The organism is Agrobacterium sp. CG674 (assembly GCF_053521645.1).
Genome location: NZ_JBNWDZ010000002.1, coordinates 90,579 through 109,832 on the forward strand (window position 1 = coordinate 90,579; position 19,254 = coordinate 109,832).

At 57.9% G+C, this 19,254-nt stretch carries 19 protein-coding genes; 6 read left to right on the top strand and 13 right to left on the bottom strand.

From position 1 onward, the window contains the following. Positions 1-46 precede the first annotated feature (46 nt). Positions 47-868, bottom strand: coding sequence for a MurR/RpiR family transcriptional regulator (locus ACQZ51_RS05695; protein ID WP_448775909.1), 822 nt, complete (start codon positions 866-868; stop codon positions 47-49). Between the two features lie 317 nt (positions 869-1,185). Here ACQZ51_RS05695 and ACQZ51_RS05700 point away from each other — a divergent pair, with 317 nt between their 5' ends. Continuing rightward, a complete protein-coding gene (locus tag ACQZ51_RS05700) occupies positions 1,186-1,911 on the top strand; it encodes a sulfate transporter family protein (RefSeq protein WP_448775911.1) in 726 nt (241 codons plus the stop codon). Here the strand turns inward: ACQZ51_RS05700 and nth are convergent. Continuing rightward, the gene (gene nth / locus ACQZ51_RS05705) at positions 1,885-2,655 is read right to left on the bottom strand and encodes an endonuclease III (RefSeq protein WP_448775913.1); all 771 of its coding nucleotides are present in this window, start codon (positions 2,653-2,655) and stop codon (positions 1,885-1,887) included. The two genes, ACQZ51_RS05700 and nth, sit on opposite strands and share 27 nt — an antisense overlap. A gap of 16 nt (positions 2,656-2,671) precedes the next feature. Between nth and ACQZ51_RS05710 the strand changes: the two genes are divergently transcribed. Both ACQZ51_RS05710 and ACQZ51_RS05715 read left to right on the top strand, forming a co-directional pair. Further along, positions 2,672-3,193 carry a DUF2244 domain-containing protein gene (locus ACQZ51_RS05710; RefSeq protein ID WP_448776584.1) on the top strand — a complete coding sequence of 174 codons (522 nt, stop codon included), beginning with the start codon at positions 2,672-2,674 and terminating at the stop codon, positions 3,191-3,193. A 69-nt stretch (positions 3,194-3,262) separates the two neighbouring features. Further along, positions 3,263-4,135: a methylated-DNA--[protein]-cysteine S-methyltransferase gene (locus tag ACQZ51_RS05715; RefSeq protein ID WP_448775915.1), complete on the top strand. Its 873-nt coding sequence runs from the start codon at positions 3,263-3,265 to the stop codon at positions 4,133-4,135. A 22-nt stretch (positions 4,136-4,157) separates the two neighbouring features. On the opposite strand, the gene ACQZ51_RS05720 is transcribed toward ACQZ51_RS05715, so the two are convergent. Further along, entirely contained in the window at positions 4,158-5,153 is a 996-nt protein-coding gene (locus ACQZ51_RS05720; protein WP_448775916.1) for a sugar-binding transcriptional regulator, read from the bottom strand. A 185-nt stretch (positions 5,154-5,338) separates the two neighbouring features. On the opposite strand from ACQZ51_RS05720, the gene tal reads away from it, so the two are divergent. Beyond that, on the top strand, positions 5,339-6,295 hold the full coding sequence (tal, locus tag ACQZ51_RS05725) for a transaldolase (RefSeq protein WP_042617666.1): 957 nt from the start codon (positions 5,339-5,341) through the stop codon (positions 6,293-6,295). A 103-nt stretch (positions 6,296-6,398) separates the two neighbouring features. On the opposite strand, the gene ACQZ51_RS05730 is transcribed toward tal, so the two are convergent. Next, complete coding sequence (locus ACQZ51_RS05730; protein ID WP_448775917.1) at positions 6,399-7,166, bottom strand: IclR family transcriptional regulator; 768 nt, start codon at positions 7,164-7,166, stop codon at positions 6,399-6,401. A 143-nt stretch (positions 7,167-7,309) separates the two neighbouring features. On the opposite strand from ACQZ51_RS05730, the gene ACQZ51_RS05735 reads away from it, so the two are divergent. Further along, positions 7,310-8,041 (top strand): SDR family oxidoreductase, encoded by a 732-nt coding sequence (locus tag ACQZ51_RS05735; RefSeq protein WP_448775919.1) that lies wholly within the window; start codon positions 7,310-7,312, stop codon positions 8,039-8,041. A gap of 72 nt (positions 8,042-8,113) precedes the next feature. On the opposite strand, the gene ACQZ51_RS05740 is transcribed toward ACQZ51_RS05735, so the two are convergent. From ACQZ51_RS05740 to ACQZ51_RS05760, 5 genes are all read right to left on the bottom strand, one after another. Further along, complete coding sequence (locus tag ACQZ51_RS05740) at positions 8,114-8,287, bottom strand: DUF1328 domain-containing protein (RefSeq protein WP_042617663.1); 174 nt, start codon at positions 8,285-8,287, stop codon at positions 8,114-8,116. Between the two features lie 127 nt (positions 8,288-8,414). After that, a complete protein-coding gene (locus ACQZ51_RS05745) occupies positions 8,415-9,254 on the bottom strand; it encodes a metal ABC transporter permease (protein WP_448775922.1) in 840 nt (279 codons plus the stop codon). Continuing rightward, positions 9,251-10,111 carry a metal ABC transporter permease gene (locus ACQZ51_RS05750; protein ID WP_448775924.1) on the bottom strand — a complete coding sequence of 287 codons (861 nt, stop codon included), beginning with the start codon at positions 10,109-10,111 and terminating at the stop codon, positions 9,251-9,253. Before ACQZ51_RS05750 ends, ACQZ51_RS05745 begins: the two co-directional genes overlap by 4 nt. Then, positions 10,104-10,988, bottom strand: a complete 885-nt coding sequence (locus ACQZ51_RS05755) for a manganese/iron ABC transporter ATP-binding protein (RefSeq protein WP_448776585.1) — start codon at positions 10,986-10,988, stop codon at positions 10,104-10,106. Before ACQZ51_RS05755 ends, ACQZ51_RS05750 begins: the two co-directional genes overlap by 8 nt. Continuing rightward, a complete protein-coding gene (locus tag ACQZ51_RS05760; RefSeq protein ID WP_448776587.1) occupies positions 10,988-11,875 on the bottom strand; it encodes a metal ABC transporter substrate-binding protein in 888 nt (295 codons plus the stop codon). The genes ACQZ51_RS05755 and ACQZ51_RS05760 overlap by 1 nt, the downstream gene beginning before the upstream one ends. A 322-nt stretch (positions 11,876-12,197) precedes the next feature. On the opposite strand from ACQZ51_RS05760, the gene ACQZ51_RS05765 reads away from it, so the two are divergent. Then, positions 12,198-13,196: a hypothetical protein gene (locus tag ACQZ51_RS05765; RefSeq protein WP_448775926.1), complete on the top strand. Its 999-nt coding sequence runs from the start codon at positions 12,198-12,200 to the stop codon at positions 13,194-13,196. A gap of 178 nt (positions 13,197-13,374) precedes the next feature. On the opposite strand, the gene lysS is transcribed toward ACQZ51_RS05765, so the two are convergent. The 4 genes from lysS to ACQZ51_RS05785 all read right to left on the bottom strand — a co-directional run bounded on the left by lysS (position 13,375) and on the right by ACQZ51_RS05785 (position 19,251). Next, the gene (gene lysS, locus ACQZ51_RS05770) at positions 13,375-14,886 is read right to left on the bottom strand and encodes a lysine--tRNA ligase (protein WP_448775928.1); all 1,512 of its coding nucleotides are present in this window, start codon (positions 14,884-14,886) and stop codon (positions 13,375-13,377) included. Between the two features lie 16 nt (positions 14,887-14,902). After that, positions 14,903-16,357, bottom strand: a complete 1,455-nt coding sequence (gene gltX / locus ACQZ51_RS05775; RefSeq protein WP_448775930.1) for a glutamate--tRNA ligase — start codon at positions 16,355-16,357, stop codon at positions 14,903-14,905. Positions 16,358-16,552: 195 nt separating this feature from the next. Next, the gene (locus tag ACQZ51_RS05780) at positions 16,553-18,322 is read right to left on the bottom strand and encodes an SLC13 family permease (RefSeq protein ID WP_448775932.1); all 1,770 of its coding nucleotides are present in this window, start codon (positions 18,320-18,322) and stop codon (positions 16,553-16,555) included. A 185-nt stretch (positions 18,323-18,507) separates the two neighbouring features. Beyond that, on the bottom strand, positions 18,508-19,251 hold the full coding sequence (locus ACQZ51_RS05785; protein ID WP_042617655.1) for a TerC family protein: 744 nt from the start codon (positions 19,249-19,251) through the stop codon (positions 18,508-18,510). Positions 19,252-19,254 lie beyond the last annotated feature (3 nt).

A 19,254-nucleotide genomic window follows, 5' to 3' on the forward strand; every position in this document is an offset into this window, starting at 1 on the left:
GCCCGCAGCTCATGCGGGCGTGCACAGCGTCTAGCAAAGCAGCAGATTAGCCCTTCATGACCTTCTGCATATCGCCGATGCGGCGGTAGCGGTCCTTGCGGCCTGTATCGGTTTTCTGCGGCAGTGAATGCAGCACGAACTCGGTAATGGCCACCAGTTGCAACATGCTGTGGCCGCCATTCTGGCTGAGCGGAATGGTCAGGCAGATGTCGGCGCTGTCAGGGCCCCACTCATAAAAGCGGGTTGTGATCAGCACTGTCGCGTAGCCAGCCTTCATGGCCATTTTCGCAAGCCGTTGCAATTCGGCCAGCTCGCCACCGCAGTCCATCAGGATCAGCAGCGTGCCATCGGCAGGCTCGTCCATCAGCGAGATGTAGGATGCGCTGTCGCGGGGCAGGTAGTGAACCCGCTCACGACATTCCAGCAGCTTGGTGTAGAAGTAGCGGCAGATGCCGAAGCTTTCCGCAGAGGAGGCGACGAAGACCTGTTTGCTCTCAGCAATATTGGCAAGCGCCGTCTTCCACACGGGCTGCCCCGCCAGATCATACACGGCCTGAACGGCCTGGATCTGTTGCAGCATGAGAGACGACAGTGGTGTCTGTGGCGTTTCCTGTTTGGATACAGGCGCGGCTTCCACCACGCGCGGCTCTTCACGAAGGTGTTCACGAATGTCGCTCAGCTGGCGATAGCCCAGCGAGCGTAGGAACCGACCGACCGTCATAGGGCTGAGGTTGAGTTTCTCAGCAAGCGTCGCAGCCGTCTCGAATGGCAACTCCGCGAGGTGCTCGATGATATATTTTGCAATCCGCCGTTCAGAGGGCGTTCCCGTTTTCAGGGTCCGGGTCAGATCAATCAGCAACTTTTCCAACGAGGCCTCGTTTGTCTTGTCTTTAGTGCGCAATGATGGTCTCACAAGCAAATCTTGCTGTTCATTGCGTCGACTAGGTTGTACAAAAATGGCACATCGTCATCCTGCCCGCCCCCGGTCGCAAGAATATACGATTTTTTGCCTGTTTGTTTTTATAGTTTAGCGCCTCCTTTTCTTCAAGTGCAAAATGTCGAGTTGTGTTTTTTCTTGGAGGAAGCGCCGTGCATTTCTTGCGAAGGGTGGCTGAGCGCCCTATCTGGCACATATCGGCGCGTGGATTTCACAGCCGAATCATCCGCCTGAATGGAGGCAATTGAATGATTTTCGACGCAGCGCGGCTTGCTTTTGGCAACCTTTTTGCCGCCGAGACCCGATCTGCCTTCTGGAAATCCTTAGGTTTGACGCTTCTTGTACTTGTGGGCCTGTGGTTTGCCATTCGCGGCATTTTCATCTGGCTGGCCCTGCCGTGGCTCGATCAGCTGGTTCCGGGCATTCCCGAATGGGCGGGTTGGATGAGTTTCATTCTGGCCATTCTCGCGGGCATCGGCCTCGCACTAGCGCTGGCGCTTCTGATTTCACCGGTCACCGCCATCATCGCCAGTCTGTTTCTGGATGATGTCGCCGAGGTCATCGAGAAGAAGGATTATCCTGCCGATCCGCCGGGCACCGCCATGCCGTTAAGCGAGGCCATACCCTCATCGCTGAAATTCTTCGGGGTGGTCATTCTCGGCAACATCATTGCGCTGTTGCTGCTGTTCGTCCCCGGCGTCAATCTCATCGCGTTTTTTCTGGTTAATGGCTATCTGCTGGGGCGGGAATTTTTCGAGTTTGCCGCCATGCGCTTTCGCAGCCCTGCCGATGCCCGCGCTTTCCGGTCAAAGCATCAGACCAAGGTGTTCATGGCCGGTCTTGTTATCGCGGCCTTCCTCGCCATTCCCTTCCTCAACCTGCTGACGCCGCTGTTTGCCGCATCGATGATGGTGCACCTGCACAAGTCCATCAGCAAGCGCGACCCGTCATTCTCCAATCAGTTGAGCCGGTAGCTCCATCAGCGGCGCTGGAATATCGCAGGTCTTTTCCGGCGACTTGCAGATATCGGCAATCACGCAGCGCTCGCATTCCGGCTTGCGCGCCTTGCAGCAATAGCGCCCGTGCAGGATCAGCCAGTGGTGCGCGTGGAAGAGATAAGTGTCGGGAATGATCTTTACGAGCCGCTCTTCCACCTCATCCGGGGTCTTGCCCGGTGCCAGACAGAGCCGGTTGGCGATGCGGAACACATGGGTATCGACAGCCAGCGTCGGAACGCCGAAGGCCATGGACATCACCACATTGGCTGTCTTGCGACCCACGCCGGGCAGCAGGATCAACTCTTCCAGCGTGCGGGGAACCTCACCGCCAAACCTGTCAACCAGCATCTGGCTGAGCGCGATGACGTTCTTGGCCTTGTTGCGGAAAAGGCCGATGGTCTTGATGTAGCCGATCAGGCGTTCTTCACCCAGCGCCAGCATCTTTTCCGGTGTGTCTGCCACGGCAAACAGCCCGCGTGTCGCCTTGTTGACACCCGCATCGGTGGCCTGCGCGGAAAGTGCGACAGCCACGACCAGCGTGAAAGGGTTGGAATGTTCCAGCTCTCCCTTCGGCTCCGGCCGCTGGATCGAGAGGCGGCGGAAAATCTCGGACACTTCTTCTGTCGAGTAGAGGGTCTTGACGCGAACCGGCTTGCGACGTGTTGTCACGTTTGACTTTTTCACCGTTTGGGCGCTGGATCTCTTCTTGGCAATTGTCATGTTTAACTTTTATCTGATGTCAGCTTCCTGCGAAGCATTGGACGAGGACCGCAACGTGGACAGCGTGAACGAAAAGCCGGTTTTTGCAGCGGAACTTGTTCCCTATCGCTCCCTCGGGCGCAAGGGATTTTACGTGCTTTTAGGGCTCACGGGAACCGTGTGTCTCGTCTATGGCGCTTTCTTCATGGTCACCGGGGCATGGCCCATCGGCCTGTTTCTAGGCGTTGATTTTCTTCTTCTCTACATTGCGTTCCGCGCCAATTATCGGTCGGCCAAAGCGCGTGAGGAAGTCACCGTGTCGCGCACCAACCTGTCCATCCGTAAAATCTCTCCGGCGGGCCGCGTGGTGGAGCATCAATTCAACCCGTTCTGGGCGCGCTTTCGGGTTAAACGCCATGATGAAATCGGCATCCTGTCCATGCATGTGTCGGGCGAGGGACGGGTGACCGACATCGGCTCGTTCCTCAATCCGGATGACCGGGAAAGCTTTGCGAAGGCCTTTCGCGGGGCGCTTGCCACGGTGCGGCTGCGAATCTAGGCCTCGTGGCAAGAAACGGGTGGAGAAAAGCGGCTCTGCGTGGTTGGTTGATGTTCAAGGAGAGACGCCATGAATGCCAGCATCACCCTCAGCGAGGATATCACGCCTGTTGGATCGGACTACGAGACCGTGCGGCGGGTCATCGAGGTCCTGACGCTGGACTATCGCGATCAGCCCTCTCTCGAAACCATCGCCGCCAAACTCGACCAATCCCCCACACAGTTACAGAAGACCTTTACGCGCTGGGCTGGCCTGTCGCCTAAAGCTTTCCTTCAGGCCGTGACTATTGATCACGCCAAGCGGCTGCTCCGCGAGGAAAGCCTTCCGCTTCTGGAAACGGCATTGGAAGTCGGCATGTCGGGGCCCGGTCGCCTGCATGATCTCTTCGTCACCCACGAGGCCATGTCTCCCGGCGAATGGAAAGCCAAAGGCGCTGGCCTTCAGATCCGCTACGGCTTCCACCCGTCGCCCTTCGGTCTTGCGCTCATCATGATCACAGATCGCGGGCTGGCTGGCTGCGCCTTTGCCGATGCGGGTGAGGAGCAGGCTTGTTTCGAAGACATGTCCCGCCGCTGGCCCAACGCGGATTATCTGGAAGACACCATGGCCACCGCACCCTACGCCACCCGCATTTTCGACCCACAACGCTGGAGCAGCGAACAGCCCCTGCGCGTCGTTCTACTGGGTACGGATTTTCAGGTGCGTGTCTGGAAAAGCCTGCTCAAGATTCCGCTTGGCAAGGCCGTCACCTATTCCCACGTCGCCCATGATATCGGCCAGCCCAAAGCATCCCGCGCCGTCGGCGCCGCCATCGGCGCCAACCCCATCTCCTTCGTCGTCCCCTGCCACCGCGCCGTCGGCAAAAGCGGCGCGCTAACGGGCTACCATTGGGGCCTCACCCGCAAACGCGCCATGCTGGGATGGGAAACCGGCAAGGTTTGATTTGAGGCGGGACCTTGTTTCCTCAGTTCCCACATTCCCCCAGCTCCAGCAACGCCCGTGCGGCTGCCTCATCCGTTATCAGCGTGTTGCAGCCGATGCGTTTGATGGTGGCGCGGATGGCAGTGGCGCGGTGGGCGCCGCCGGAGGCGAGCACGATGTGTTTTGCTTTTTTCAGCGTGTCGAGGCCAATGGCCATGGCGCGCTGGTTGATGGGGTGATCGACGGAACGCCCTTCAGCATCGATGAAGTTGAACATGGTGTCGCAGACGCATCCTGCCGCCACCAGTTCCTCATGGGTCTCTCTGGAAATGAAGCCTTCCGAGAGCGAGGTGGAATGTGGCCCGATGTCACCGCAGCTGACAATGGCAAGGTCGAGATTTTCGGCAAGCTCGAACAGCGTGTTCAGCCCGCATTTTTCGATCAGCGCGCGCCGCGTTTCTTCCGAATCCACCAGAAGCGGCGCAAGGAACATGTAGCATTCCGCACCCAGCGCGCTCGCCAGCCGCCAAGTGTAATCCAGCGGGTTGGTCTGATGGACGGCAACGATACCGCCTAAAAGTGAAACGACCTTGCAGTTTTCCCGGCGTGGCGGGCGGAAGCTGGAAAGCGATGCCGTCATGGTGCGGCCCCAGCCGACGCCGATGGTGGCATTGTCAGGCACGGCTTCGGAGAGGAACTGGCCAAGGGCAAGGCCCACCGCCTTGGCAATATCCTCTGCTTTGGCAGAGGCCGAGGGAATGATGATGGCTTCATCCAGCCCGTAGGCCGCTTCCAGTTTTATGGCGAGTTCAACGTAATCCTCAATGCCCTCATTGATCCAGATCTGCACCTCGGATCGTTTCATCGCCTCGTCCAGAAGCCGGATGACGGTGGAGCGGCTGATGCCAAGCTTCTCCGCCACGTCTTTCTGCGTCATGCCCTGATTGTAATACAGCCACGCCGCCCGCAGCCGCAGGGAAGCGGCTTCGGAATAGGCCGTATGGGTCTCTCTTCTCAGTTTTGCCACTGTCTTCGCCATGGTTTTGTTATCGAGCAAGTATCGCCGGTATGAAACTTATGTCAAATGGAATGCGCAAATGTCTTGACTTTGCCATTTTGACCGCGATACTCGCAGCTTGAAAAAACCGGTTCCGGCGCCGCAATTTGACGCGTGGGCAAAACTGGCTTGAAGCAGTTTCATTAAGATCACGAGGATCAAACGGCATGAAGTCCAAACTTGACCAACTTCGCGAAATCACAACGGTTGTGGCCGATACCGGCGATATCGAGGCGGTCGCGCGCCTGAAGCCGGTGGATTGCACCACCAACCCATCCATCGTGCTCAAGGCGCTTGGCACGCCGATGTTTGCCGATGCCGTGAAGGAAGCCGTATCCTGGGGCAAGAAGCAGGGCGGAAATTCCGACGCCGTTGTTGGCTCCGTGGCAGACCGTCTGGCAATTTCGGTTGGCGCTGCACTGGTTGATCTGGTTCCCGGCCGCGTATCGACCGAAGTCGATGCCGACCTGTCCTTCGATACCAAGGCGTCCATTGCCAAGGCACACCAGATCATTGCCGGTTACAAGGAACGCGGCATCGAGCGGGACCGAATCCTCATCAAGCTGGCTTCCACATGGGAAGGCATCAAGGCTGCCGAAGTGCTTCAGGCTGAAGGCATCGATTGCAACCTGACACTGCTGTTCTCGCAGGCTCAGGCGATTGCCTGCGCAGAAGCCAAGGCGTTTCTGATTTCGCCTTTCGTCGGCCGTATTCTGGATTGGTACAAGAAGTCCACGGGTGAGAACTACACATCCGAGACCGATCCCGGTGTCGTCTCGGTTCGCGAAATCTACAATTATTACAAGGCCAATGGCATCGAAACCGTTGTCATGGGCGCATCCTTCCGCAATGTCGGCGAGATCGAAGCCCTGGCTGGTTGCGACCGCCTGACCATCAGCCCGGCACTTCTGGAAGAGCTGGACAAGGACACCGGCACGCTGGAGCGAAAGCTTTCGCCAGACAATGCAACGGCCAGCCCATTGCAGTCCATGGACGAGAAGACATTCCGCTGGCAGCTGAACGAAGATGCCATGGCAACGGAAAAGCTGTCGGAAGGTATTCGTCAGTTCGCCAAGGACCTCGTTTCCCTGCGCGAAATCGTTCGCAAGGAACTGGCGGCTTAAGCTCCCCGCATTTTTTGCGGAACCTTTGCTGAGGTCTGCCGTTATTAAGGTATAATACCTCCAGTCAAAGAAAACGCGATCGGTCCCCTGCCGGTCGCGTTTTTTATTGTCCGGCCGCGACTTGCGAAATCGTTCGTGCTGCCTGACCGATAAGCGCAAGGCAATCATCGGCGCCGGGTGCGCCATCGTTCAGCGATGCGATGAAGGGGCAGGTGATAACCGCCAGCGCGGTGCCATCCAGCGTCAAAACCGGTGCGGAGATGTTGCGCACCCCGGCGGTTTGCAGGCTCGGCATGTTTTCAAAGCCATTTTCTCTCACCTGCGCCAGCCTCTCCAGCAATCCATCCGGCACGGCCTTTTCCTCACCGCCGCGTAGTTGCTCGGCAATCATCCTGTCTCGCTGGGCATCGTTCTGGAATGCCAGGAGCACATGGCCGGAGCCGGTGTTGAACAGGCTCATCTGCGCACCAACCCGAATGGACAGCGCCCAATAGGTGGAGGGTTCCTGCTGGGCGATGACCACGACGGAGCCGCGATCATAGACGGCCAGATGGCAGGCCTGTCCCGCCTTGTTGGAAAAATCCCGCATAACGGGGGCAGCGAAGGAAACCAGCCGTCTCAACGGCGCGTGAAAATGGGCAAGGCCAAAGAGTTTCAGCGTCAGGAAAAACCGGTCTCCATCCTGGCGCTGCACATAGCCGCGACGCACCAGCCGGTCGAGCATCCGGTAAAATTCATTGGGACTTTTGCCAATCGCCTTGGCAATTTCCACCTGTGTCAAACCACCATCTGTGCTGGCCAAAAGCTCGAGAATGTCGAGCCCCTTGTCGAGCGCCGGTGCGCGGTATTTCTCATTCTCGTCTTCAATCATCGTGGCCCTGCGTCACAAGATGACAGCACCATGCATCATCGCTGGCCCGGTTCACTTGACGTGTCATGAATACACTGTTTACTTATGAATTGTCGATCCATATTCGATTGCATCAGGCGCTTAGGCGCGGGAGGAGAAAGCGCATGGCGCAGAATTTCAGCGGCCAGACGGTCGTCATTACCGCCGCAGGGCAGGGCATTGGCCGCGCGACAGCGGAACGGTTCATCCAACTTGGCGCCCGCGTCATCGCCACAGATATCAACGAGGCCGCATTGGCAACGCTTGAGGGCGCTGAAACGCGCGTCCTGAACGTGTTGGATGCAGAGGCGGTCAAGGCCTTGGCAGCCGAGATCGGTCGTGCCGATGTGCTGTTCAATTGCGCTGGCTTCGTCCATTCCGGCACCATTCTCGATTGTGATGAAAAGGACTGGGATTTCTCATTCGATCTGAATGCGAAAGCCATGTACCGCACCATCAGAGCATTTCTTCCCGCGATGCTGGAAAACGGTAAGGGCGCCATCGTCAACATGTCGTCGGTCGCATCCAGCGTGAAAGGTGTGCCCAACCGCTTCGCCTATACGGCGTCGAAGGCCGCCGTCATCGGCCTTACAAAATCCATCGCTTCGGATTTCGTCACCAAGGGCGTTCGCTGCAACGCCATCTGCCCCGGTACGGTGGATAGCCCCTCGCTGCATGAGCGGCTGCGCGCCACGGGAAATTATGAGCAGGCACTGGCTGACTTTATTGCCCGCCAGCCCATGGGCCGCATCGCCACGCCAGAAGAAATCGCAGCCCTCGTCACCTATCTCGCATCTGATGAGGCCGGTTTCACCACTGGGCAGATCCATGTGATCGATGGTGGCTGGACGGGCTGACCGCGAATGTTGGTATGACGCAACAAAAAACGGCGGGCCTTGCGGTCCGCCGTTTTTCGTTAAAATCGGGTCTTAGAGAATGGCCTGACCTGCCATCAGCGCCAGAACAACGAAGATCAGGAACACGACCACGGCGATGAAGAACAGAATGCGCGCGATGCCCGCTGTCGCTGCGGAAATTCCGGTAAAGCCGAAAACACCGGCGATCAGCGAAATAACAAAAAATATCAGTGCCCACTTCAACATGGTCGTTCCCTTCGCGTCAAATGATGCGGTCGAGGCCTAAAGGCTCCAACCTTCAGCTATGACGCCGAACCATGGCGAGAAGTTCCAGCCGGTCTGAAATATTCTCTTCAGTGCGAAAGGGCGGGCCTCAAATGACCTGTTCCGTGCCGGCCTTTAATGTCGTGCGCAGGAAGGCCAGAATGAACATTGCACTCATGATGAGGACGATGGTCGGTGCAGGCGCACTGTCGATCAGGAAGCTTGCCCATATGCCGATGATGGAGGCGGTGATCGCAACCGATATGGCGACCAAAATCATGCTGGAAAACCGTCGCGCCAGCAGGAAGGCGATGGCGCCGGGGGCCACCAGCATGGCGACGGATAGAATGATGCCGATGGCCTGCAACGCGCCCACCACCGTCAGCGAAAGAACGGCCAGCAGTCCGTAATGCAGCAGGCGTACTGGCAGTCCAATGGCCTTGGCGTGTTGGGCGTCAAAAGCATGAACGAGCAGATCCTTGCGCAGCAGCACCAGAAACAGTGTGGCGGCTGCGGCAATCAGGCCTGTCTCGATGATGTCGCCCATCGCCACGCCCAGCATGTCTCCGAACAATATATGGTCCAGATGCACGTCGCTCTGCACTTTCACGTAGAGAACAAGGCCCAGCCCGAACATGCCTGAAAAAACGATGCCAAGGACCGTATCTTCCTTGATGCGGCTGTTTTCCTTCACAAATCCGGTGCCGAGCGCGCAGATCATACCCGCGATGAAGGCCCCGATGGAGAAGGGAATGCCGATGATATAGGCGATGACGACGCCCGGCAGCACGGCATGGGACACCGCGTCTCCCATCAGCGACCAGCCCTTCAGCACCAGCAGACAGGACAGCATCGCCATGGGCACGGCAATCATCAGCGTGATGATGAAGGCAGATTGCATGAAGGGAAGCTGGAAGGGCAGAATTGCCAGTTGCATGTTTTCGCTCATGGCGCTGTCTCCAGCGCAGCTTTCGCCTTGGCACGCGAGGCGAGATAGCCATGTTTGGGCGCAAACACGAAAGCGGTCAGGAAGATCAGCGTTTGCAGCACCACGATGATGCCGCCCGTTGCGCCATCGAGAAAATAGCTCAGATACGCGCCGGTGAAACTGGTTGCAGCGCCAATGCCGAAGCTCATGCCGATCAGCCGTTCGAACCGGTCGGTCAGCAGATAGGCGGTGGCACCTGGCGTGACCACCATGGCCACCACCAGAAACGCGCCAACCGTCTGCAAGGCAGCGACCGTCGAGGCGGCCAGCAGCGTGAAAAAGATGATTTTCAGAACTTCGGGGTTGAGACCCACTGTGCGGGCATGGTTCTCATCGAAAAAAACCACCATGAAATCGCGCCACTTCAAGGTCAGCACCAGAAGGCTGATGCCGCCGATCAGCGCCAGCTGGAGCGTGTCCTCAGGGGTGATCGCGAGGATATTGCCAAGCACGATGGTCTGGATGTTGATGGAGGTGGGCGAGAGCGACACCATGAACAGGCCAAGGCCAAAGAAGGAGGTGAAGATCAGCCCGATGATCGCATCTTCTTTCAGCCGCGTCTTTTGGTTCAGAAACAGCATGGCCGCAGCGGCAAGTCCGCCGGAGAAGAAAGCGCCGAGCGAAAAGGGAAGCCCCAGCATGTAGGCGCCAGCCACGCCGGGAACGATGGCATGAGACAGCGCATCGCCGATGAGCGACCAGCCCTTCAGCATCAGATAGGATGATAGAAACCCGCAGACGCCACCCACCAGCGCGCTGACCCAGATGGCGTTCAGCATGTAGGAATAGGTGAATGGCTCAAGAAGCGTGTCAATCATGGGGTTTGACTTCCGTGGTCGTCGCCGTTCCGTTCTTGCCGTAAATCACGAAGGGCCGCTCATCATCGGTGATGACCTTCAGATGGCGCGGATCGGCATCGTCGTGCAGATCGGTGCCGCCCAGAATGAAATGCCGCAGGCTGCCGCCAAAGGCTTTTTGCAGGTTTTCTTCGTTGAACGTGTCTTCGGTGGTGCCGGATGCAATGACGGTACCCTTGACGAACACGGCGCGGTCGCAAAAATCCGGCACGCTACCCAGATTGTGGGTGGAAACCAGCATGATGCGGCCTTCGTCGCGCAGCGCCTTCAAAAGCGTCACGATCTGCTCTTCGGTGTTCACATCAACACCGGTGAAAGGCTCATCCAGAAGAATGACCTGGCCTTCCTGTGCCAGTGCGCGGGCCAGAAACACGCGCTTCTTCTGCCCGCCGGAAAGCTCGCCGATCTGGCGCTTGCGATAGTCCACCATGCCAACGCGGGCCAGCGCCTCGTCCACCATTTGATGGTCGCGTTTTGAGGGAATGCGGAAGAAATTCATGTGGCCGTAGCGGCCCATCATGACCACGTCCTCCACCAGAACCGGAAAACTCCAGTCCACCTCTTCCGCCTGGGGCACATAGGCCACGAGGTTGCGTTTCAGCGCATCGCGGGCGGGAAGGTCGAAGATGGAGACCGAGCCAGCAGCCAGCGGCACAAAGCCCATAATGGCCTTGAAGATGGTGGACTTTCCCGCGCCATTGACGCCGACAAGCGCCGTGATCGTGCCGCGTGGAATGGAGAAGCTCGCGTTTTTCAGCGCCGTGTGGCCGTTGCGGTAGGTTACGGTCACATCATCGACCGTCAATCCCGTCTGCGCCGCTTTGCGCTTGCCCATCATCATTGGGTCAGGCCTTTCACAACGGTTTGCGTGGTCACGCGCAACAGGTCCAGATAGGTCGGCACAGGGCCGTCTGCCTCGCTCAATGAGTCCACATAGAGAATGCCGCCATAGGCCGCGCCGGTTTCCTTGGCCACCTGCTTTGCCGGGTCGGGAGAAACGGTGCTTTCGCTGAAAATGACCTTGATATTGTGCTCACGCATGGCATCGATCACGCCGCGCACCTGCTGCGGGGTGCCCTGGCTGTCGGCATTGACGGGCCATAGATAGAGTTCCTTCAGCCCAAAATCGCGTGCGAGATAGGAAAACGCGCCCTCGCTCGTCACCAGCCAGCGTTTTTGCTCTGGCAGACCGGCGATAGCATCGCGCATGGGCTGGATTTCCTGTCGGATGCGGTCGGAATAGGCCTTGGCATTGGCGGCGTAGAGATCGGCATGGGCGGGATCGATCTGCGCCAGCGCCTTGCGAATGTTTTCGACATAGATGAGCGCGTTGTCCGGCGACATCCATGCATGCGGGTTGGGCTTGCCCTGATAGGCGCCGCCATTGATCGACATCGGCGTGATGCCATCGCTGACCGTCACATTTGGCACACCCGCGAGGTTTGCCAGAAACTTCTGGAACCACATTTCAAGGTTCAAGCCATTCCACAAAACCAGATCGGCGTTGCGGGCTTTGAGAATGTCACGCGGGGTTGGCTGGTAGTTGTGAATTTCCGCGCCCGGCTTGATGATGCTTTCCACATCCGCTGCGTCACCCGCCACATTGCGCGCCATGTCGGCAATGATGGTGAAGGTGGTAACGACCTTCGGTTTTTCACTTGCTGCGGCTGAAAGAGGCAGAAGAAGCGAGGCGGCACAGAAGAGAATACGGAGCGCGGATGACATCATGAACCTATAAAACCCCTAATGCGAATAATTCGCAATCTCAATCTGGGGTCTCACATGATGTTTGTCAATGATATTGCAAATCATTCGCAATAAAGCGCGTTGCGGCTTATCTGCGCAATTCTACGTGGAGTCCAAAAATGGTTCATTTACAGGTGTGGATTGTTGCGTCGGTTAAATCTTCTTCAACAAGAAGGCGTCAGAATTGACCCGTGCAAGGCAACACTCTTGGTTGCTGCGCTGGGTCCGTTTCGCAATCCGTCATCCATGACGCACCGAAACGGCGGTAGTGAACGGGGTAATGGATGTCGGAACGTTCGACGTGAAATCAGTGTTCAAGAGAATACGGTTTTCTCGCAAGTTCGTATTGATCAGTGGCGGTGTCCTCCTTTTGGGGGGAGCATCCGGCGTTGCTGCTATTTTTGTTGGCAAGGAAGCTCTGTTCGGCACCGCGCAAGTCTCGGTCAACGGGCTGGAATGCAGCATGGTCCAGACCGTCAACATCAAGAAAAACGGCGCTGTGTGGATCCGCAAATTCATCCGAACCGAAGGCGGCGATGGTACGGATCGGATCAAGACGGCATTGCGTGTTGCCAAGTCCGCCTATGACGAGACAAAGCCTGATCTGGTCCAGGTTTCCGTTCTGGATCAGAAGGGTCCAACCATGCGCTCGGATATGCGGGGCAGGGCCGTGGCAGCCCAGGTCGTCTACATTCCCGATGTCACCAAGCTTCCATCGGACGCGCAGGCCAAGCCCTATTCCGCTTTTTATTATGATGGCGCACCAAATGATGAGGGCGTTTTCTACGGCCTGAAGATCGACCTTCCGCTGGAAGATACCGAACGTCTGGCTGCAAGCCTCAATGAATTTACCCCGTGCAGCGACCCCGCCGCCGAACACGCACCCGCTGATGCGCATGGTGCTGCGGCAAAGGGCCACGAAAAATCAGGCGATGCTAAAGGTGGCGGGCATGGAGAGGCCGCACCTGCCGATGACGGCCATGGCGCCAAGGAACCGGAAGGCGCCCATGGTGGGGGGCATGAGGGAGAGCCGACCGCCAAGGATGGCCACGGCTCTGATGATCCGGCATTGCTCACCTCCACGCCGGAGCCAGAACCCGTCAGCATGTTCAGCCTTGCCTATGTAAAATCGCTGATTTTCGGCAAAGGCCCGGTTGAAGCCGTTGCCGCTGAATCCGGACATGGCGAGCAGCCGGTGCCGGATGAACCCAATGCGCATGAATCTGGCGCGCATGAGCCTGCCTCGCATGACGCGCCTGCCTCTGCCAAACCGGAAGAACCGGCCAAGCCAGAGCATTGAAGCCTCGCCTTCTGCGACGCGCTGCCTGATATCGATCACAATCTGAGATGAGATGCGCCAGAATTAGGCTGCGCAACGAGCCGTGCCGCCCTAACCCCGCTTATTGCGCGAAGTGTCATCGGGGGCCGAGCGGAGGAGGGCGGCTTTTCCGCCCTCTCCGTGATTGTTTTCAGGCCGCTCAATCCGCCTTCTGGCGGCGGGCCGGGAACAGGATGACGTCGCGGATGGATGGTGCGTTGGTCAGCAGCATCACCAGACGGTCGACACCGATGCCGAGGCCACCGGCGGGCGGCATGCCCTGGTCGATGGCGTCGAGGAACTCGTCGTCCAGCTGCTTGTCCTTTTCGCCACGGGCATGGGCCTGTTCCAGCTGTTCCACCATGCGGCGGCGCTGTTCTTCCGGGTCGTTCAACTCGGAAAACGCGTTGCCCACTTCCCAGGCGTTGCAATAGCTCTCGAAGCGTTCCACCAGACGTGGCTCGCCCGGCACTTCCTTGGCGAAGGGCGAGATGTCCTTCGGGAAATGCGTGACGTGGCTCGGCTGGATCAGTGTTGCCTCGACCTTTTCTTCAAAGATGAAGGCCAGGCATTCGCCCCATGTCCAGTCCTTCTCGACCTCGAAACCGGCGGCCTTGGCGGCAGCGCGGGCTTCTTCGTCGGTCTTGATGCTTAGGAAGTCGATGCCCGTCGCTTCCTTCACCGCATCCGGCATGGGAACGCGCTTGAACGGACCCTTGAAGGAAATCGTCTTGCCCTGGAATTCCAGTTCCGTCGTGCCATGGATGGCAATGGCCAGCGTCTCGAACATGCGCTCGACCAGACCCATAATGTCTTCGTAGTCGGCATATGCCCAGTAGCATTCCAGCATGGTGAATTCCGGATTGTGCCGGGTGGAAACACCTTCATTGCGGAAGTTGCGGTTGATTTCGAACACCTTGTCGGACAGGCCAGACACCAGCGTGCGCTTCAAAAACAGTTCCGGCGCAATGCGCAGATACATGTCCTGCTTCAGCGTGTTGTGGAATGTCTTGAACGGATCAGCCGTCGCGCCGCCATAGACGGTCTGCAGCATCGGCGTTTCCACTTCGAGGAAAGCTTCCTCTTCCATGAAGCGACGAATGCCGGAAATGATCTTGGACCGCTGCTGGAAGCGCAGCTTGGATTCCTCGTTGGAGAGAATATCCAGATGACGCTTGCGATAACGGATCTCGATGTCGGAAATACCGCTCCACTTCTCTGGCATCGGCAGCAGAGACTTGGTCAGCATGGTGATTTCTTCGGCGTTGATCGTCAGCTCGCCGCGCTTGGTGCGGCGCACCTTGCCGGTCACGCCGATGATGTCGCCAATATCGATCATCGGCAGCAGGTCACGCGCCTCTTGCGGCGTCGTATCCTTGTGAGAGAAAATCTGCACCTTGCCGGAAGCATCATGAATATCCATGAACATGCCGGAATTGCGCGAGGAATAAACGCGACCGGCAACCGTCACCGTATCGCCGGTTTCGACGTCAGGCTCAATCTCGGCATATTTCTCGGCCAGCTCCGCATTGGTCAGCGTGCGGTGAAAATGGGCGGGGTAAACATCGCCAACCTTCTCGCGCAGCATCGCCAGCTTCTGGCGGCGCACTTCGGTCACGTCGGAGGAGAGGGCGGTCGTTGCCGTTGCGGAGTTGTTTTCTGTTTCAGACATTTTCGTTCCTAAAAAATCAGGCTGTGCCAACCATGGACGCCGCAACCGCAATCGCCACCTTCAAACGCTGGCGCACGACCGAGCGTCCCAGCACCGCCATGCTATCGAACAGTGGCAGCGAACGGGACGAGCCGGACATGGCAACGAAGAGCGGCGGTGTCACCACGCGCAGCTTCTTGCCGGTGCGTTCGGCCACATCGCGTAGTTCCTGTTCGATGGATTCCAGCGTCCAATCCGGCATCTTTTCCAGATCGGCAGCAACCGTGGTCAGGATTTCGTGGATCTCTTCCGGCTTGCTCTTCAGTCCAGCGAAGGAGGCGGGCGTCAGGCCAACATCGCTTGATAGCAGGAAGCCCGCGAGGTTCGGCAGATCGCCGAGCTTGGAAATGCGGCTCTGCGAAAGCTTCAAACCTTCGGTCAGACGCGCATTTTCCATCGCCCATTCCAGCGTCCGGGCAATGAATTCTTCCGGGGTCAGCTTTTCACGCAGCCAGCGGCCATTCAGCCAGTCCAGCTTCTGAATATCGAAGATGGCACCGGCCTTGGACAGCGCTTCCGGGTCGAACTTGGCTGCCAGCTCGTCCATGGTCAAAAGCTCTTCGCCTTCGCCAATCTGAATGAAGAACAGGCCAAGGAAGTTCATCAGCGCTTCCGGCAGATAGCCGAGCGCGGAATAATAGGAAATCGAGGTTGGGTTCTTGCGCTTCGACAGCTTGGATTTGTCGGCATTGCGCATCAGCGAAAGATGCATGAAGGTCGGCTGTTCCCAACCGAAATAACGGTAGAGCAGAATGTGCTTTGGCACCGATGCCAGCCATTCTTCGCCACGCGCCACATGCGTGATCTTCATCAGATGGTCGTCGATGACATTGGCCATGTGGTAGGTCGGCATGCCATCGGCCTTCATCAGAACCTGCATGTCGACGCTGTCCCAGGGGATCGACACATCGCCGTAAACGCCATCGGTGAAATCGCACGAGCCTTCGGTGGGGATTTTCATCCGCACGACAGAAGCTTCGCCCGCTTCCATCTTCGCAGTCACTTCCTCAGCCTTCAGATGGAGGCAGAGTCCGTCATATTTCGGCGGCTTGCCAGCGGCGCGCTGCCCTTCGCGCATTTCGGTCAGCCGCTCCGGCGTACAGAAGCAGCGGAAGGCATGGCCTTTTTCCAGCAGTTCATCGGCGAAAGGCTGGTACATGTCCTTGCGGTCGGACTGGCGGTAAGGGCCGTATGGGCCACCAACGTCTGGACCTTCAGACCATGTCAGGCCGGTCCATTTCAGCGCCTCAAGCACCTTTTCTTCATATTCGCGCGTAGAGCGGTTAGCATCGGTATCTTCGATGCGCAGGATGAACTCGCCGCCGTGCTTTTTTGCAAAGAGGTAGTTGAAAAGCGCGATATAGGCTGTGCCGACATGCGGCTCGCCGGTGGGGGAAGGTGCAATGCGGACGCGGACGCCGGAAGTGGTCATGGATTTCACTCGTGCTGACGCAAGGTGATACGGGGCGAGCCACGTGTCACGGATGTGTTGTTGAATGCCGAAGAAAAAGCGGAAATAGCGCACTATGCGCTGCCATCCCACAGTTTCCTGTTGGGATGGCTTAGGCCACATTCAGCCGCATGCGTCAAGAAAATTAGGTTATTTCAGCCTCTGCTAGAGCGGTCATTAGACTGGCCAGACATAGAGCAGCATGGGAATGGAGACGATGACGATCATGATGGAAAGCGGAGCCCCGAGGCGCGGATAGTCGCTGAACTTGTAGCCGCCGGGTCCCATGACCAGCGTGTTGCACTGGTGGCCGATAGGGGTGAGGAAGTCGCAACCGGCACCAATCGCCACCGCCATCAGGAAGGCTTCGGGGCGAAAGCCGAGCGTCGTCGCAAATCCAGCGGCAATCGGCCCCATCACCAGCACCGTCGCGGCATTGTTGAGGAAGGGCGTCACGGCCATGGCCGTCAACAGGATCATGCCCAGCGCCGCAAAGGGCGGAAGCCCCTGCGCTGCCGTTCCCAGCCATCCGGCAATCAGGTCGCTGGCACCGGTGGAACGCAAGGAATCACTGACGGGAATAAGCGCCGCCAGCATCACGAGGATCGGCCCGTCGATGGATTTGTAAACCTCGGTCAGCGGTATCGCGCCAACAAGGATCATCGCAAAGGCTGCGGCAAAGAAGGCAACGGCAACAGGCGCAACTCCTGTGGCGGCCGCAAGCATGGCTGCTGCCAAAATAAGCACAGTGATGAATGCACGTCGCTGCGTACCGAGAAGAATTTCGCGTTGCGCCAGCGGAAGCAGTGAAAACTCCCGCAGCACGCCGGGAAGGTTCTTGCGCGATCCCTGTAGCACGATCACGTCGCCAGCCTTCAGCGTCAGATCGGCAAGCCGTTCATTCACCCGGTGGCCACGGCGGCTAACCGCAATCAGGTTGACACCGCGTGTGTAGGAAAGCGCGAGGTCTCGGGCAGAAAGGCCGCTCAGCAGCGATTCATTGCTGATCACGGCTTCCATGGCAATGAGATCGACCGTCTTCTGGCCGTTTTCGGTAATTGGCTTGCCGGAAAGCGTCAGCTTGGCATTGGAAACGATACGGTCGAGCCCCTCGGATGTGCCTTCCAGAAGAATGGTGTCGCCCGCTTTCAGGATCACATCGGGAAATGGCGAAACACGGCGGTGGCCGCGAATGATGGTGTTGGCAATCACATCGCCATCGGCCTGTTTCAACACGTCGCCCAGCGGCTTGCCGATCATCAGGCTGTCGGCGGGAAGCGTCGCCTCTGCCGCGTAGCTTGCTCCTTCCAGAATGTCCTCCACAGAGGTGCCATCCTTGGCACGGGCCGGAAGCAGCTTGTAGCCGAAGGTCAGGAACACGATGCCGACAACGGCAAGCGTGGCGCCAACAGGCGTGAAATCGAACATCGAGAAGCTCTCGCCGGTCAATTCCTGCCGAAGACGCGAAACCACGATATTGGGCGAGGTGCCGATCTGCGTCATCAACCCGCCCAGAAGGGCGGCAAAGGCCATGGGCATCAGGTAATAGGAGACCGGGCTGCCGGACTTGCGGGCAAACTGAAACGCAACGGGGATCATGATCGCCAGCGCGCCAATGTTCTTGATGAAGGCCGACATCACGGCCACAACGATCATCAGAAACGCCAGCTGCAAATGTTTCGAGCGCATCTCCGGGAAGTATTTCTTGATCATCGTATCAACGATGCCCGACCGCGCCACAGATGTGCTGACGATCAGCGCACTGGCCACGATGATGACGATATCGTCGGAGAAGCCTGAGAAGGCCTTGTCGAACGGTACGACGCCAAGCAGTACCGCAACCAGAAGCGCACTGCACGCCACGATGTCATACCGGAACTTGTCGATGATGAAGGCGACCATCATGCCGCCGATCACAGTGAAGGCAAGGATCTGCTCGATGGTCATGGGATTGGTTTTCTTTCAGAATCGGAAAAATCAAAGCGGCTGATTTTCCTTGCATGATGTGTGAGCAACAACGCAAGTCCGTTCTGTCAGTTCCTGCGTGCCAACAAAGAACATGTCTTGCCCTTCTAATAAACCGAAAGGCCCGCACGGGGCGGGCCTCTGGCAGAAATTTACGTCAGAAAACGCTAGTGCATCGCCTTCTTTTTCTTGCGTGCATTTCGCGAGATCATGTTGAGCACTTCGACCAAAGCGGAGAAGGCCATGGCTGCGTAGACGTAGCCCTTTGGAACATGGAAGCCCATGCCTTCGGCGATCAGCGTCGTGCCGATCATCAACAGGAAGGCCAGCGCCAGCATTACGATGGTCGGGTTCTTTTCGATGAAGTTGGCCAGCGGATTGGCGGCCAAGAGCATCACGGTGACGGCGAAGACAACGGCAACGACCATGATCGGAACGTGCGGCGTCATGCCAACGGCGGTGATGATGCTGTCGAGCGAAAAGACCAGGTCGAGCAGAAGGATCTGGGCGATGGCTGAGGAGAAGCTGGCAACGGCTGTGCCGACCATGTCTTCCTTGTGATCTTCAGGGTCCACATTGTGGTGGATTTCCTTGGTCGCTTTCCACACCAGGAACAGACCACCGCCGATGAGGATCATGTCCTTCCACGAGAAGCCGTGACCGAAGAGTTCGAAGACAGGTTCCGTCAGCTGCACGATCCAGGCAACGGTGCCCAGCAGGCCGAGACGCATGATCAGCGCCAGACCGATACCGATCTTGCGGGCCTTTTCACGCTGATGCTCAGGCAGCTTGTTCGTCAGGATGGAAATGAAAATCAGGTTGTCGATGCCAAGCACGACCTCCATGACGATAAGAGTGACGAGCGCCACCCATGCGGCGGGGTCTGACAATAGAGGGACAATGGAGTCCATCGG